Here is a 14,546-nt window from a genome sequence, read left to right as displayed (position 1 = left end):
TAAGTTAGCCTAAGGGCAATAACAATAGCAGCCTCAAGTCATAACTACGCTCCGCGTCGCACCATCATCAGTTGCAAAAATAAGGGTTAACCATGCAAAAGGGTTTGGAAAAAAGTATCAAGCAAGCAGAGTTTGCCACTAACTTAGGTCAATACTGGTTAACGCCAGTTGCCATCGTGCTGACGTTATCCATCATCGGCATTCCACTGTTACTGCTTTGGCTACCCATTGGCGGTATTTTTACTCGCCGCTATATCGCCAATATGAGCACCGAGCTCACAGATCGAAAACTCATCGTCCGCAAAGGTATTTTTACCCGCACCGAAAACACGGTCCCATTAGATAAAATCACCGACATGGCGTTAATCCAAGGGCCACTGATGCGATTCTTTAAGCTGCACAAATTAACGATTGAAACTGCGGGGCAATCGGGTTCTGGCGCGCTATTAAATCTAACAGGGATCATCGATGCAGCCCACTTTAGAAGCTTGGTGTTAGCTCAAAAAGAAACCCTGAACCAACTTGAAAGTGACAGTACAGCAGATGAAAATAATGACACTTATGTGATTACTCTTTTACAAGAGATCTCTGATACCCTTAAACGCCTTGAAAACAAAGCGAGTCTTTAGATTTCAATTTAAAGATTCACCTACCTCCTTTAAATTTTTACAGATGAAGTAGCCAAATAATGAGCAACAGCAGTACTCCTACACTATCAAAGTCCCCTCTTCAGCTAGGTTCTGTGATCGGAGCCATGGGGCCTGGCATTTTAATGGCCGCCGCTGCCATTGGCGCCTCTCATCTGGTTGCTTCTACCCGAGCGGGCGCCGAATTTGGTTGGCAATTAGCTTGGGTTATTTTGGCCGTCAACTTACTCAAGTATCCCTTCTTTGCCGCTGGTGCTCGCTATACAGCCGCCACAGGCGAGAGCTTACTCGCGGGATATTTAAAACAGGGTCGCAACTATTTATTACTGTTTACCGGCCTCAATGTGATAGCTGCGATAGCCAGTACAGCGGGGGTAGCGATGTTAACCGCGGCAATGTTGACCCAGTTTGTCCCGCTCTCTATCGACCTATTAGCGCTACTGGTGCTGATCTCGAGTTTAGTCATACTCATTTTTGGCCATTATGCGCTACTCGACAAGATGACGAAAATCATCATGTTGGCGCTAACATTAACCACCTTAATTGCGGTTGCTCTCGCATTTAATGCACCTTCTATCGTGCAACCAGGCTTTGTGTCTACCTCACCTTGGCAATGGGCTTATATCGGCTTTTTAGTCGCAATGATGGGCTGGATGCCCGCACCGATTGAGGTCAGCGCTTGGAACTCTCTCTGGTTGCTGGAGAAACAAAAAAGCCAACAGGTGACAAAGCAACAAGCCCTATTCGACTTCAACTTTGGCTATATCGTTACCGCCCTGCTCGCCATTGTATTTTTGGCGCTTGGCACTCTGGTGATGCATGGCAGCGGCGAAACCTTTTCAGCCTCTGGCGTGCAGTTCTCTAAGCAGCTAATCGACCTTTATAGCAAGGTGATGGGCAATGAAAGCCGATATTTAATTGGTTTTGTGGCCTTTTTATGTATTTTCAGCACCACTGTTACCGTTATTGATGGCTATAGCAGAACCTTGAATATGGGTTGGCAACTGCTAAAAGGCCGCCAATACAGCCAAAAGAGGCTTAACACTGTGATGTGTTTAATGAGCTTATGTGGACTGGCTATTATTTTATTTTTTAAAGGGGCGTTACTGCCATTGCTTGAGTTTGTTATGATCCTTGCGTTTATGACCACAGTTATTTTCGCTTGGCTTAACTATAAATTGATGATCAGCACAGCACTTCCTGTTGAAGACAGGTATGGTAGCGCGATGAGGATACTCTCTTTGTTTGGCTTAACTTACCTTATTAGTTTTGCGGTTTTATTCATCTACTGGATGCTTACTAAATAACGGACTACACCTGCGATGCATTTTTTAACGAAAACAATTCTGAGTGTTATATTGCTCACTCTGTGCTTATGGGCTGCGAATAAAGCCAGTGCCAACCGCATAGCCAACAGTGATATAGCCAAACAGCTACCCACTATCATCACTCAAAATGAACGGCCTTTTACTGGCATTATTATGGTAAAACGCAATAACCAACCGCTGTTTACCTATATTTCCGGCGATAATGTCAGTCTGAAATCTGAATTTATTATCGCCTCGTTATCTAAACAGGTCACCGCCACGCTAGTGCTTAAAGCCGTTGATGCTGGCAAGCTAGCGTTAGATCAGTCGGTTAATCATTATCTGGGATCACAGCCATCACAAAAGGGTCCCGACAATATCCCTGACAGCGTAACCATCTCGCACCTACTCAGTAATACCTCAGGGCTCGTCGAAGCGGGTAAGCCGCCGTTGTTTGAACCCGGTAGCCAATTTAAATACTCAAACTATGGTTATGCCCTGCTTGGACAACTACTTGAGACCGTCAATCAACAACCCATTACAGAACAAATCAACGCATTCAACCTGCAGGCAGGATTGGGCGGACTGAGTGCGCACTTAGGCAAAACATCAACCATCAAAAAGACATCCCCGCTACTGTTACTTGGCCAAGAAGAAACAAGGCATCAGCAGCAAGACGGCAATGACACCTCAAGTTATGCCGCCTCTGATGTCGAGATTAATCAGCAGCTGCTCACCGCTGGTGGCATGATGGCGACAGCCGATGCCTATAGTCATTTTCAATATGCGCTATTCACAGGCCAGCTTATTAGTGAACAAAGCCTACTAGAGATGACGACTTCCCATAGCACCCGAGAACATCGTTGGGGAGCATTGGGCTATGGCTATGGCACGCAAATCAGTAATATCAACGGCATAACTGAATATAGTCATAGTGGTTACCTTCCTGGCTATGTCAGCCTTGCACTCTATTACCCACAGTCGAACGTCAACGTGGTCATTTTAGAAAACACCTCTTGGGATCTGCAAGATATCAATCGCACTTTTGGGCTGCACGATAAGATCCGCAATAGTATTAACAGTAAACTGGTGGCGTTAGAAGACAGACCCGTAGCTAAATTATACCAAGCAGGAAAAGAAGCAATCACAGCAACTTTACTAGCAGCAAAGTAAATACCAAACGATTCTGCTATAATACGCACCGATGATTACGCAGCCGCGCAGTCAAATAGCATAAAGAAAATACAAATATGATTAACAACGATATTATACGTAAAGTCCGCTACATCCTTGATTTAAGCAATGCCAAAATGCTACGCATTTTTGCTAAAGCTAATCACGAAATCAATCAAGAAGAAATCATCAACATGTTGAAAAAAGAGTCTGAAGAGGGCTATCAGCCTTGTAACGACAAAACCATGTGTATGTTCCTTGATGGATTTGTGATCTATAAGCGCGGACTAAAGCCTGGTGCTGAAATACCAGAGCCATTATCACAGCTAACAAACAACCTTATCTTTAAGAAGTTAAGAGTTGCTTTTGAATTGCGTGAAGACGATATTATTGAAGCTCTGACGCTAGCCGAATTTAATATGTCTAAATCGGAACTTGGCGCACTGTTTAGAAAACCTGGCCACAAGCACTATAAAGCGTGCGGCGATCAGGTTTTACGAAACTTCCTAATGGGTTTATCCCTGAAGCATCGTCCAAAACCCGCTGAAACTGAAGCTTAGGCTTTAGTTTGAGTTAAGGAATAAAGCACAGCATTTGCTGTGCTTTTTTGTACCTGAAAAAGTCCACTACTTAACAATATTCTCTGATTAAAAAATTCATCTTATCGGCAGACAAAACGCAACAAAGATCACGGTTTGTGTTAATCTTCCGTGATTAACATCACCTCCTTAAACTAACAAAAACAGAGAAAAGGTTTCTAATGGACGATAACAAACGCCCGCTCTATCTTCCTTTTGCCGGTCCTGCCATTCTTGAAGCACCTTTGATTAACAAAGGCAGCGCATTTTCCGACGAAGAACGTATTTTTTTCAATCTTGAAGGCCTATTGCCGCATGTGATTGAGACAATCGAAGAGCAAGCATCACGCGCCTATGATCAGTATAAGAATTTTTCTAATGATTTAGACAAACACATCTATCTTAGGAACATTCAAGATACTAACGAAACGCTCTATCATCGTTTAGTGCAAAACCACATTTCTGAGATGATGCCTATTATCTATACCCCTACTGTGGGTATGGCATGTGAGCGTTTCTCAAAAGATTATCGTCGTAACCGCGGGCTGTTTATCTCTTACCCGAACAAAGATCGTATCGACGACATCTTAAATAACTCGACTCGCCAAAAAGTAAAAATCATCGTAGTCACCGACGGTGAACGTATTCTAGGTCTTGGCGACCAAGGTATTGGTGGCATGGGGATCCCGATTGGTAAGCTTTCGCTCTACACCAGCTGTGGTGGTATTAGCCCCGCTTATACTTTGCCAATCACGCTTGATGTCGGTACCGATAATCCACATCTACTTGAAGACCCTATGTACATGGGTTGGCGTAACCAACGCATTGGCGGCGAAGAATACAAAGAGTTTGTCGAAGCCTTTATGCAAGCGGTTAGCCGCCGCTGGCCAGATGCACTGATTCAATTTGAAGATTTTGCGCAAAAGAACGCCATGCCATTGCTTGAGCGTTACAAAGATCAATACTGCTGCTTCAATGATGATATTCAAGGCACTGCTGCTGTTACTGTAGGTTCACTACTCGCAGCCTGTAAAGCGGCTGGCACTCAGCTTTGTAAACAACGAATCACCTTCTTAGGTGCGGGCTCTGCAGGTTGTGGTATTGCCGAAGCTATTGTGGCGCAAATGGTATCTGAAGGCATTAGCGAGACCCAAGCACGCCAACGAGTATTCATGGTTGACCGTTGGGGTTTGTTACAGTCAAACATGCCGAACTTACTGCCTTTTCAACAAAAACTAGCGCAACAATGTAGTGATGTAGAGAGCTGGAATAATTTCAGCGACAACATATCCCTACTCGATGTCGTCAGTAACGCTAGGCCAACCGTGTTGATTGGTGTCTCTGGCTCACCAGGATTATTCAGTGAAGAGATCATCAAGGCGATGCATAGCCATTGTAAACGCCCAATTGTGTTCCCGCTGTCGAACCCTACAAGCCGCGTAGAGGCCACACCAAAAGATATTTTGCATTGGACAAACGGCCAAGCATTAGTGGCAACAGGTAGCCCCTTTGAGCCTGTTGTGATTGATGACATTACCTATGAAATAGCCCAGTGCAATAACAGTTATATCTTTCCTGGCATCGGCCTTGGTGTGTTAGCTGCTGGTGCAGCCCGCGTCAGTGACGCAATGCTAATGGCGTCTAGCCGTGCATTAGCCGAGTGCTCACCTCTTGCAATTAATGGTGAAGGCTCTTTACTACCGAAGCTTGAAGATATCCATAGCGTCAGTAAACATATCGCTTTTGCTGTCGCTAAAGTGGCAGTTGAAGAGGGTCATGCACTGCCGAGCAGCGATGAGTTATTGACTCAAGCAATCGAAGATAACTTTTGGACAGCTGAGTATCGCCGTTATAAGCGAACTTCGTTCTAATTTCAGTTGTGAGCGATTGATCTCAGCGGTTAGAGGCTAAGTTCACAACTAGCACTAAGAATTTACGCTAAAAAAGCTGTCAGTATTTACTGGCAGCTTTTTTTTGTTTTTAAATTAGGGGATACACTTGCAGATTTAATTGCGAATAAAGGTACGGCCTACGGCCAAGGTTAGTCGTAAGCCTCTGCAATATCCGTACATACGGCCGTTCATTCACATCTAAGCGAGATAGAAACCACAATAAAGTACTAATACAATTGAGTTATTAGTATTTTGTTATATATAATCAGCGCCGTTACAACAAATTAATTACAAATGAAAAAAGGACTTACAATGTACAAAAATTTATTAGTGGCATTTGCCATATTAACGTTATCAGGCTGCGTTTCTCCCATTGCTTTGCAAGAACAAACACCTACCCCTGAATATAATAACGCTGCCCCCATTCTTATCAGTGTTATTGATAACCGTAAAAAGGTTAAAGAAGGTAAACCCGAAACTTTCGTTGGTCGCGTACATGCAACCTTTGGTATTCCAGTTGATTGGGATGTAGATACCATCTTGGCAACGGAAAAAGACGATAAGTCGTTAACCTTAAGTCAGTGGCTACAAAAAAGAATCGTAAAAGGGTTAACGGAAAAGGGATGGCAAGTAAAACCTGCTGATTTCAAAACAGTACCGACAGAAACCATAGCGAGCTATACGTTAACAGAGCAAGGGTCACAACATCTTTTAGTTCTCGACTTGCAAGAGTGGTTCTTCAGCATCAATTTAAACTGGGTTTCATCATTTAATTTTGATACCAATGTTGATACATACCTATTTGATAAAGATAGCGGTTTAACTTATCAACATAACACCCAAGAAAGGGACGTCATTGATGAAAAAGCCGATGAATCACCTCAAAATAATGTCCTTCGTGCTTATCACGACCAATTATTACAGATTCTTTCAGACCCCGCGCTAAAAGCACAAATTCAAGAAAAGGCGCAAACACAAATGGCTGAGTCTACAACGACACTCTAACGGCCATATTAATAAAAACGTCTGTTCCGCCTCGTTATTGCAAATGATATTTTCTATAACGAGGTTTCCTTGTCTTCAGCGCCAATGTCTATCTCACACCCCATAAGTTGCGTTTTTCTAACCGAGCTAAAATATCATTAGCACCACTTTTGGCTGAATCTGACACGTTTATGCCCAAAAGTGAGCTAGGGGTGTAAATTATTTCAGCCTCATTTCGTGTTAGATCTCTCTGAACGAGTAGGCAAATTCAACCTCGAATCACATTCGTGGCATCTCGCTTCAAACAAAATCATAACATTGCCCTTCAGTGGAAACGTACTACGCTTGTCTTTCATCTCTAGGAGTATTAACAATGCAACAATTGAAAAAAATAATAAGTTTTGTAGCCGTTGGAATATTCGCTCAACTGCTCTTAATAGTGCCAGCTATTGCGGAAGAGTATTACACCATAAAAGATGGAGTGCTAGAACGGCCCACAGGTTATCGCGAGTGGATTTATGTGGGTACTCCGGTAACCCCAAATGATATGAATAATGGCAAAGCGGCATTTCCCGAGCATCACAATGTGTATATCGATCCAAAAAGCTGGGCGCATTGGAAAGAAACGGGGAAGTTTCGTGACGGTACTATTTTAATGAAAGAGCTGGTCAGTGTTGGCTCAAAAGCCGCAGTGAGTGGTCAAGGGTACTTTCAAGGTGAGTTTATTGGTCTGGAAGCAACCATCAAGAGTAAGAACAACTTTCCTGATGAGCCTGGTAACTGGGCTTACTTTAGCTTTTCCAGTAAAGACCATAAGACCTTAACAAAGACCGCTAAGCCGTTTCCTTCAGCATCCTGTAATAGTTGTCATCTAGCATCGGCAGCGGATGATTTTGTTTTTACTCAGTACTACCCGGTCCTTAGCTCGGGTAAAGCAAAGGGTAAGAAGGCTACGGGCGGTCATGAATCAGACTTGAACAATAATTATATTGAGCCAAAAGGTAAATAATAATGCTATCCATTAGACTCAAAAAAATAGGCGGCAGTTTAGCTTGTTTGATCATGCTTAGTGTTGGTTCATTCTCGGCAGTAGCAGATGATACGTTCTCAGATTATGTTGATGAAAAAGGCAATATTAGTTTCCCTCATAATTTCCGAACCAATATGGTTCACTTAGGGTCATGGTTCGTTCCTGAAGGCGGTGCCAGCGGTTTTCATGATGTGTATACCGAGAAAGAATCGGTTGAGAGTTTCCGCAAGTCAGGCAAGTTTCCGATGGTGCCACGATAGTAAAAGAGCTTCGGGTGTCTAATGCGGGAAGCTATACTACGGGAGCAGGGGTCAGCTATGCGACAAAAGACGTCAAACAATGGTTCGTAATGATCAAAGATGTGAAAGGCCGATTTGCCGACAATCCTCTATGGGGCGATGGCTGGGGTTGGGCGCTGTACAAGCCAGAGGATAAAGACAAAAACCTCGCAACAAACTATAAAACTGATTGCTTGAGTTGTCACAAACCAGTGGAACATAAGGATTGGATATATACAGAAGCCTATCCGACTCTTAGTAAAGAATAGCTCAAATCAACATTAGCAATGTAAATACAATCAGATGATTGGCGGTGTCATTAACTCGTTCCGGTCCACTAACGAGCTATAAAATCATCAAATATTTAACCCTTGGCGCTATTTGGCACAGCAAAAAATAAGGCCATGGTTTCCCATGGCCTTATTCTTTAACGCTAACACAAACGTAAGGGTTTACTTACCTTCGATAACGGCTTTAATGCTGTTAAGCATTGAGCGATCGGTACGGGCTTTCTTCAGCTTACGAACACTCTCTTTGAGTGAAGCATCTGATAAACGGGTGAAAATACCGTTGTATTCTTTCTCGGCGATCTCATCATCTGAGTCGGCCATGTCGGCAATATCTTGTGCTACGCGGCTCAATTGAAACCAAGCATTAGCAATATAAAAACCGTGAAAATCTTCTTGCGGCAATAGTGCTCTGGCGCTAGCTGGTAAGGCGTTCCAGCCACTATTGAATTTAAGATCGGTATCTTCAATTAACTCATTACAAAGGTTGGCATAAGCTTCTAACAAGCTCTCTGGGATTTGATCCATTGGCATAACGGTATTACACACGTTTAATGCCACCAGCTCAGCACGAGCTTTATATTCAGCGTTTACTTCAGTCATTTTTTGATCTCTATTACAATTTTACAATACGGCCTAGAAAGTGCCGCTAATATACACGCCATAATTGCCGTTACCTACAATTGGCGTGATGGTAATGTCTTTATATGGGTCGGTAAAGTATAAGCCAGATAGTACACCGATTGCCGCGCCCGCTAACACATCCTCGAGCTGATGCTTATCGCTTTCTACCCGTGTATAGCTAACATATGCCGCGCCAACATAGGCAGGAATAGCCCACTTCCAACCATAGCGTTGCTGTACAAATGTGGCTGCAGCAAAGGTATCAGCAGCATGTCCTGACGGAAATGAATCATCACCCGAACCATCTGGACGCTCTTTATCTACCGTATATTTAAGCCCTTCGACAACAAGACGAGAAACCACGCCAGTCTTAACCAACTGCCATGCGCCCTCGTAGTCATCTTCGTACATTAAACTGCCACCGAGCGCAGCGACTGGAATGAGAAGATGTAAAATATCACCTGATTGCTCTAAATCTGATTTAGCAGATACTGACCAACTCATCAGCATCAGCAAACAAGCCAAAATCTTTTTCATTACATTACCTTTGAGGATTAGTCCTTTAAACACGGCGTTGTTATACAGATCCCAACTAGTAAATGCAAAACTTGTCGGCGGCAATATTGGCTTGCTAGCCTTAGTGACCAAAAAATGACTCTAAAAATATTATATCGTGTATGCTAACCATGAATATCAATGACTTCAGGACTAAGCAAACGCTAAATGCCAAAGCCGTTTTTGTTAGTAAAAATCATGCTATTTGCAAACTTACTTTCAGTGAGTTCATTCTGCTATGCCGAGCAAAGCAACACAGATAAAGCCGATGCGCTATTTACCTTGATTAATAGCGGTACTGTGATTAACAACCAAACGCTTAACACCTATATTGAACGACTAGAAGCAATAATCGCTAAAGATGATACTTCAAGACAACTGCAGCTAACTCGCGTGCGTTGCTGGGCATTTGATCCCAACGAAGCAGACCAACTCTCCAAAGCTTTAGCCTTTGCACAACACGCATTAACCAAACCAGATTTAGCTGACTTCCCAAGCCATAAATTAGACTTAGAACTGTGCCAAGCTTGGTTTACTGAGCAGAATGGGGATGTCGAGTTAGCGCTAAAAGGCTATAACAAGGCGGTAAATGATGCATATGCATTAGAAGACCTACGCCTGATTGCTGATGCCAGAAGTATTCGCGGTTACTTAAATTCTTACCAAGGAAATTTCACCCAAGGCCTTGAAGACCTAATCACCTCTCAATCTCTGTATCAAAGTTTAAATTTGCCTGCATGGGTAAAGTTCAACCTTTACGAGATAGCCACCAGCTATCGTCGTTTTGGCGATCAAAAAAATGCGATTCGTTATTATAAAAAATTGGAACATAGCTACATCACAGACAAAGACTTTGATGCCGCTATTGCTGTAACAGTTTCCATTGCTATTGCCGAAGAAGAGTTAGGTAATTTACAGACCGCCAAAAAACTTTTCGAACAAGGCTACTTATACTGGAAAGCCAATAAACAAGAGTTACAACAAGCAAGGGTAGCGGTAAATATGGCTGGTACCTTGATTAAGCTAGGTGACTTTAAAAAAGTTAATCAATATTTAAATGAAGCTGAACCTTTTATTTTGCCTACCGATGAAGCCTTTTACAGCTTTATGCACCTATTTAGAGCGCAAACATACCTTGCCAATGGCAAGTTAATTCAGGCTCACGAAAGCCTAGCATTAGCACGAGCAGCCTTCAAGCGTGTAAAAAACATCCGAGGCTTAGCAGAATTGCAGCTAGTCGAAAGCCAAATATTTCTGAGTCAAAATAACTGGCAACAAGCTTACCGCGCGCTTAATGAGTATGTGAAACAACATAAAGAACTCGATTTAAAGCGGCTTTCAAGCTATACAACTGAAATGCGTACTCGCTTTAATGTTGATCAAATAGAAGCAGAGAATCGCCACCTGATAGAAAATCAGCGGCTCAAGGAGATTGAGTTTGCGATGTTAGAGCAAAATAAAATCCAGCAAGGGATCATCATTTTTCTCGGCAGCTTCCTTATCATTATTATTTCCTTTTTTGCTTATAAGCAATCGCAAAAGAACAAATTATTATCGGAACTCGCACTGACTGACCATTTAACACAATTACCTAATCGTCGTTATATCTATACCAAAGCGCAGCGCTGTTTTGAGGAAGCAAAGAAAACACAAACGCCGTTATCTGTGATTATATTTGATGCTGACCATTTTAAACTTATTAATGACAACTTCGGTCACGAGGTGGGCGATCACGCGCTAGTACTGCTTGCTGATACCTGTCGAGAAATACTCTCCTCCGAGTACCCAACTGCACGCGTTGGTGGCGAAGAGTTTTTGATAATCTTACCCGAGACAGATAAAGCTCAAGCGTATAAAATTGCTCAGAATCTTATAAAAACAGTCTGTGAAGCTAACTTCTGCAAGTTTCCACGGGGCTTTGCTCTAACCATCAGTGCTGGGGTTGCTGGCCTTTCTACCACAGATGATAAGCTGTCACTGCTCCTCAAAAAAGCTGACGATGCGCTCTATCAAGCCAAAAGCAATGGACGCAACCAAGTAAAAATGAGTTAGAGAAGAAGGCGGGGATACCTATTCCCTCCCAATAACTGCTATCATTAGCCGTTACTTCAAGCCGTTATTAGAGCTATGCCAGACACTCCTTCACTACCTGCAGCAATTGATACCTTAACGCCCACTCAACTCGGCGAATTGGCCCTTAAAATTAAAACCTGGGGTCAAGAGTTAGGTTTTGCGCAGATCGGCATTTGCGACACAGATCTAACGGCCGAAGAACCTAAACTGCAGCAATGGCTAGACAACGACTACCATGGTGACATGGGCTATATGGCTAATCACGGTATGATGCGTGCCAGGCCACATGAGTTACACCCTGGTACCCGAAGAGTCATCTCCGCAAGAATGGATTACCTGCCCCCTAATGCAGGCTTTGCCACCAATCTAAAAGATCCCAACTTAGGCTATATCTCGCGGTATGCAGGCGGCCGAGACTACCATAAAATGATCCGTAGTCGACTCAAAAAGCTGGGAGACCGAATAGAGGCTGAACTAAAAGAGATGGGGTTCAGTAAATCCAACTCCCGTCCTTTTGTCGATTCAGCGCCGGTGCTAGAGCGGCCTCTCGCCGATAAAGCGGGCTTAGGCTGGACGGGTAAACACAGCTTACTGCTCAATCAAGAAGCTGGTAGTTGGTTTTTCCTCGGTGAGTTGTTTATCAACCTGCCTCTGCCTGTCGATATTCCGGTAAGCGAGAACTGTAACACCTGTGTGGCCTGCATTAAGTCATGCCCGACTAACGCCATTGTCGAGCCTTATGTGGTTGATGGGCGCCGCTGTATCTCCTACCTTACCATTGAACTACAAGGGGCTATTCCGGTCGAGTTTCGTGAGGCCATAGGCAATCGAATTTACGGTTGTGATGATTGCCAACTCGTTTGTCCTATCAATAGTCAGGCACCTATCACCGCTGAACAAGATTTTCACACTCGCACTCCGTTACAGCAGCCTGAATTATTGACGTTATTTGCATGGAGTGAAGCTGAGTTCTTAAAGCTAACCGAAGGCAGTGCGATCCGCAGAATAGGTCATCGACGTTGGCTTAGAAATATCGCTATCGCTCTTGGCAATGCACCGACTTCAGCATCCATCATGTCGGCACTTGAAGCGCGCAAATTATCGGATGAAGTTGATGAGATGGTAGCTGAACATATTGACTGGGCACTCGAACAACAAAGTACCAAACAGAGCCTATTAAGCCGTAAAACACAGCGGGTCATTCGGACGGTAGAAAAAGGGTTGCCACGAGATGCCTAAAGGCTGCTCACAATAGAGTAGCCCTTCGGTATATTAACTGTATTTATTTGGGATTAAGTGTAAAACCTACTTTGATTGTCACTTGCCAATGAGCCACCATCCCCTCCTCCAAATGACCCCGAGTTTCCGTCACCTGAAACCAGCGCATATGCTGTATTGACTCATTTGCCGCCGCAATGGCATTTTTTATTGCATCATCCGAACTAATCGGGGATGAACCTGTAAGCTCAATAATCTTGTAAGTATGACTCATGGCTAGCTCCAACGCGGTTAAACACAAAGATGTTAACCAGTATAGAACACCAATGACGGCGGTGTTTTCCATTTCATTTATAATGATGAAGTGCTTAGCAGAGTGCAGATCACCGATAACTCTTCAGTGCACAAATATAATAGATAATAAAAAGGTAGCCGACTTGGCTACCTTAGACTGAATACAACATGAGGGAACAGCTGGCTTTATGCCAACAGCATTCGCCACCACATTCCTGGTAAGCTGGTAAAACCACTGGTATAGAACTGCAGTTCACCGTCTTTAATCACCATCAACGTCGGCGTCACATTGACTGAAAAGTCTCGGGAAAGTAGCCCCTTCTTGTCATTAACCACTGGGAAATCATATTGTTTGTGCTTCAAATACTGGCTGAGTTTTTCATCACTGCCGGAGTTCATCGCCACAGTCACCACCGAATATTGTGACGCCATTATATCAACCGATGGACTAACAAAGCTGCACACTGGACACCATGTTCCCCAAAAGTACAGCAGAACAGGCTCCTGATAACTCATCGCCAGAATATCTACGGGCTCATCATTTAGAGTCATCGCTTTTAAGTCTGGCAGATTATCGGTGGGGATATCTTTACTGCGCCACAGATCTAACGCTGCAGAAAACAAGGTGAAAACCACCAGCATAATAGCTATTTGTTTAGCCCCATAAAGTACTTTACTCAATAGGGATTTAGAGGCATTCGGCTTCGTCATTATCCTTGTGCCTTAAGCGCTTTTTCAACCTCTTGTTTAAGCGTTTCAAACGGTACTAAACCAGGGATTATCTGCTCACCAATAATCATACTTGGGGTTCCCCGAAGACCGAGTTGTCGCATTAACTGTAGATTTTCATCCACAATGGCATCCACTCGGCTGTCATTTTTACCCAGCCACTTCTGCGTGTGTGTTAACTTGGCCACTTTGGCGATAGTCGCGGAGTCGAGCCGGCGAGGCGCTGCCATCAAAGTCTTTTTAAGTGCAAGGTATTTTTCAGGTTCATTCAGCCAAACCGTTTGCGCCAACTCGACCGCTTCTACAGCACTTTGTCCCTGTAACGGTACCATTTTAATAATGATTTTCAACTGAGGAAATTCGGCTATTAATTTTTCCAACTCTGGCTCTAACTTTTTACAATAAGGACAGTTAAAATCGGTAAAATAAACCATGGTAACGTCTGGCGACTCAGCGCCTTTCCATGGATCTGTTTTTGTATTAAATAGCGCCTGTTGATACTGCTTGATGAGCGACTTAGCGCTCGCTTTCTGCGAACCTTGCTCGCGTACTTGCATAGCAATAATCGCCTCTTTAAGCAGATCTGGGTCATTGAGCAGCATCTCTTTCAATATACCCTTAACTTCTTGCTGTTGCCCTGCACTAAGCTTACCTTCATCCGCTTTAACACTTGCGCTACTCACCGTTTGAACCCCGATAAATGTGAATATGACCGCTAGAGCCACGCCTATTATGCTTTTTGCTTTTACGCTTAATGTCATCTTAATACTCTCTTAAAAATACTATCTTCAAACGGTCCTTTTAACCGTTTTCAGTCATATAGGTTTAGCTCGCTAGCGTCTGTCACTATAGTCGCTAGCGAGTTAGGTTTGCCGTA

At 43.5% G+C, this 14,546-nt stretch carries 16 protein-coding genes; 11 read left to right on the top strand and 5 right to left on the bottom strand.

Annotation, left to right across the window (positions count from 1 at the left end):
* Positions 1-92 precede the first annotated feature (92 nt).
* The 9 genes from CXF86_RS01560 (at position 93) to CXF86_RS22975 (ending at position 8,158) form a co-directional block, all read left to right on the top strand.
* Positions 93-629, top strand: a complete 537-nt coding sequence (locus tag CXF86_RS01560) for a PH domain-containing protein (protein WP_101092909.1) — start codon at positions 93-95, stop codon at positions 627-629.
* A 59-nt stretch (positions 630-688) separates the two neighbouring features.
* Positions 689-1,954, top strand: coding sequence for an Nramp family divalent metal transporter (locus CXF86_RS01555; RefSeq protein WP_102038173.1), 1,266 nt, complete (start codon positions 689-691; stop codon positions 1,952-1,954).
* A 15-nt stretch (positions 1,955-1,969) separates the two neighbouring features.
* Complete coding sequence (locus CXF86_RS01550) at positions 1,970-3,127, top strand: serine hydrolase domain-containing protein (RefSeq protein ID WP_102038172.1); 1,158 nt, start codon at positions 1,970-1,972, stop codon at positions 3,125-3,127.
* Between the two features lie 77 nt (positions 3,128-3,204).
* Positions 3,205-3,687 (top strand): YehS family protein, encoded by a 483-nt coding sequence (locus CXF86_RS01545; protein WP_101092916.1) that lies wholly within the window; start codon positions 3,205-3,207, stop codon positions 3,685-3,687.
* A 200-nt stretch (positions 3,688-3,887) separates the two neighbouring features.
* Positions 3,888-5,576, top strand: a complete 1,689-nt coding sequence (locus CXF86_RS01540; protein ID WP_102038171.1) for an NAD-dependent malic enzyme — start codon at positions 3,888-3,890, stop codon at positions 5,574-5,576.
* A gap of 333 nt (positions 5,577-5,909) precedes the next feature.
* Positions 5,910-6,602: a YajG family lipoprotein gene (locus CXF86_RS01535; RefSeq protein ID WP_102038170.1), complete on the top strand. Its 693-nt coding sequence runs from the start codon at positions 5,910-5,912 to the stop codon at positions 6,600-6,602.
* Positions 6,603-6,954: 352 nt separating this feature from the next.
* Positions 6,955-7,590: a cytochrome P460 family protein gene (locus tag CXF86_RS01530; protein WP_102038169.1), complete on the top strand. Its 636-nt coding sequence runs from the start codon at positions 6,955-6,957 to the stop codon at positions 7,588-7,590.
* Between the two features lie 2 nt (positions 7,591-7,592).
* Positions 7,593-7,871, top strand: coding sequence for a hypothetical protein (locus CXF86_RS22980; RefSeq protein ID WP_257985251.1), 279 nt, complete (start codon positions 7,593-7,595; stop codon positions 7,869-7,871).
* A gap of 14 nt (positions 7,872-7,885) precedes the next feature.
* The gene (locus tag CXF86_RS22975; RefSeq protein ID WP_257985249.1) at positions 7,886-8,158 is read left to right on the top strand and encodes a cytochrome P460 family protein; all 273 of its coding nucleotides are present in this window, start codon (positions 7,886-7,888) and stop codon (positions 8,156-8,158) included.
* 183 nt (positions 8,159-8,341) lie between these two features.
* Here CXF86_RS22975 and CXF86_RS01520 read toward each other — a convergent pair whose 3' ends face one another.
* Together CXF86_RS01520 and CXF86_RS01515 are read right to left on the bottom strand one after the other, a co-directional pair.
* A complete protein-coding gene (locus CXF86_RS01520; protein WP_101092926.1) occupies positions 8,342-8,779 on the bottom strand; it encodes a DUF3069 domain-containing protein in 438 nt (145 codons plus the stop codon).
* A gap of 33 nt (positions 8,780-8,812) precedes the next feature.
* Positions 8,813-9,337 (bottom strand): phosphatase PAP2 family protein, encoded by a 525-nt coding sequence (locus CXF86_RS01515; RefSeq protein WP_101092928.1) that lies wholly within the window; start codon positions 9,335-9,337, stop codon positions 8,813-8,815.
* Between the two features lie 186 nt (positions 9,338-9,523).
* Between CXF86_RS01515 and CXF86_RS01510 the strand changes: the two genes are divergently transcribed.
* Positions 9,524-11,407: a tetratricopeptide repeat-containing diguanylate cyclase gene (locus CXF86_RS01510; protein WP_102038168.1), complete on the top strand. Its 1,884-nt coding sequence runs from the start codon at positions 9,524-9,526 to the stop codon at positions 11,405-11,407.
* Between the two features lie 75 nt (positions 11,408-11,482).
* Complete coding sequence (gene queG, locus CXF86_RS01505; RefSeq protein ID WP_101092932.1) at positions 11,483-12,667, top strand: tRNA epoxyqueuosine(34) reductase QueG; 1,185 nt, start codon at positions 11,483-11,485, stop codon at positions 12,665-12,667.
* 43 nt (positions 12,668-12,710) lie between these two features.
* Here queG and CXF86_RS01500 read toward each other — a convergent pair whose 3' ends face one another.
* The 3 genes from CXF86_RS01500 to CXF86_RS01485 all read right to left on the bottom strand — a co-directional run bounded on the left by CXF86_RS01500 (position 12,711) and on the right by CXF86_RS01485 (position 14,430).
* Entirely contained in the window at positions 12,711-12,920 is a 210-nt protein-coding gene (locus tag CXF86_RS01500; protein ID WP_101092934.1) for a dodecin, read from the bottom strand.
* Positions 12,921-13,126: 206 nt separating this feature from the next.
* On the bottom strand, positions 13,127-13,651 hold the full coding sequence (locus CXF86_RS01490) for a protein disulfide oxidoreductase (protein WP_102038166.1): 525 nt from the start codon (positions 13,649-13,651) through the stop codon (positions 13,127-13,129).
* Positions 13,651-14,430, bottom strand: a complete 780-nt coding sequence (locus tag CXF86_RS01485) for a DsbA family protein (protein WP_101092940.1) — start codon at positions 14,428-14,430, stop codon at positions 13,651-13,653. The genes CXF86_RS01490 and CXF86_RS01485 overlap by 1 nt, the downstream gene beginning before the upstream one ends.
* Between the last annotated feature and the right edge of the window lie 116 nt (positions 14,431-14,546).

Source organism: Shewanella sp. GutCb (assembly GCF_002836135.1).
Taxonomy (GTDB): domain Bacteria; phylum Pseudomonadota; class Gammaproteobacteria; order Enterobacterales; family Shewanellaceae; genus Shewanella.
Note: the sequence above shows the minus strand (reverse complement) of the source record. Positions and strands in the feature narration are given on the sequence as shown.

Coding starts and splice junctions, on each gene's coding strand:
- CXF86_RS01560 (WP_101092909.1), top strand. CDS start 93: ATGCAAAAGGGTTTGGAAAAAAGTATCAAGCAAGCAGAGTTTGCCACT.
- CXF86_RS01555 (WP_102038173.1), top strand. CDS start 689: ATGAGCAACAGCAGTACTCCTACACTATCAAAGTCCCCTCTTCAGCTA.
- CXF86_RS01550 (WP_102038172.1), top strand. CDS start 1,970: ATGCATTTTTTAACGAAAACAATTCTGAGTGTTATATTGCTCACTCTG.
- CXF86_RS01545 (WP_101092916.1), top strand. CDS start 3,205: ATGATTAACAACGATATTATACGTAAAGTCCGCTACATCCTTGATTTA.
- CXF86_RS01540 (WP_102038171.1), top strand. CDS start 3,888: ATGGACGATAACAAACGCCCGCTCTATCTTCCTTTTGCCGGTCCTGCC.
- CXF86_RS01535 (WP_102038170.1), top strand. CDS start 5,910: ATGTACAAAAATTTATTAGTGGCATTTGCCATATTAACGTTATCAGGC.
- CXF86_RS01530 (WP_102038169.1), top strand. CDS start 6,955: ATGCAACAATTGAAAAAAATAATAAGTTTTGTAGCCGTTGGAATATTC.
- CXF86_RS22980 (WP_257985251.1), top strand. CDS start 7,593: ATGCTATCCATTAGACTCAAAAAAATAGGCGGCAGTTTAGCTTGTTTG.
- CXF86_RS01520 (WP_101092926.1), bottom strand. CDS start 8,779: ATGACTGAAGTAAACGCTGAATATAAAGCTCGTGCTGAGCTGGTGGCA.
- CXF86_RS01515 (WP_101092928.1), bottom strand. CDS start 9,337: ATGAAAAAGATTTTGGCTTGTTTGCTGATGCTGATGAGTTGGTCAGTA.
- CXF86_RS01510 (WP_102038168.1), top strand. CDS start 9,524: ATGCCAAAGCCGTTTTTGTTAGTAAAAATCATGCTATTTGCAAACTTA.
- queG (WP_101092932.1), top strand. CDS start 11,483: ATGCCAGACACTCCTTCACTACCTGCAGCAATTGATACCTTAACGCCC.
- CXF86_RS01500 (WP_101092934.1), bottom strand. CDS start 12,920: ATGAGTCATACTTACAAGATTATTGAGCTTACAGGTTCATCCCCGATT.
- CXF86_RS01490 (WP_102038166.1), bottom strand. CDS start 13,651: ATGACGAAGCCGAATGCCTCTAAATCCCTATTGAGTAAAGTACTTTAT.
- CXF86_RS01485 (WP_101092940.1), bottom strand. CDS start 14,430: ATGACATTAAGCGTAAAAGCAAAAAGCATAATAGGCGTGGCTCTAGCG.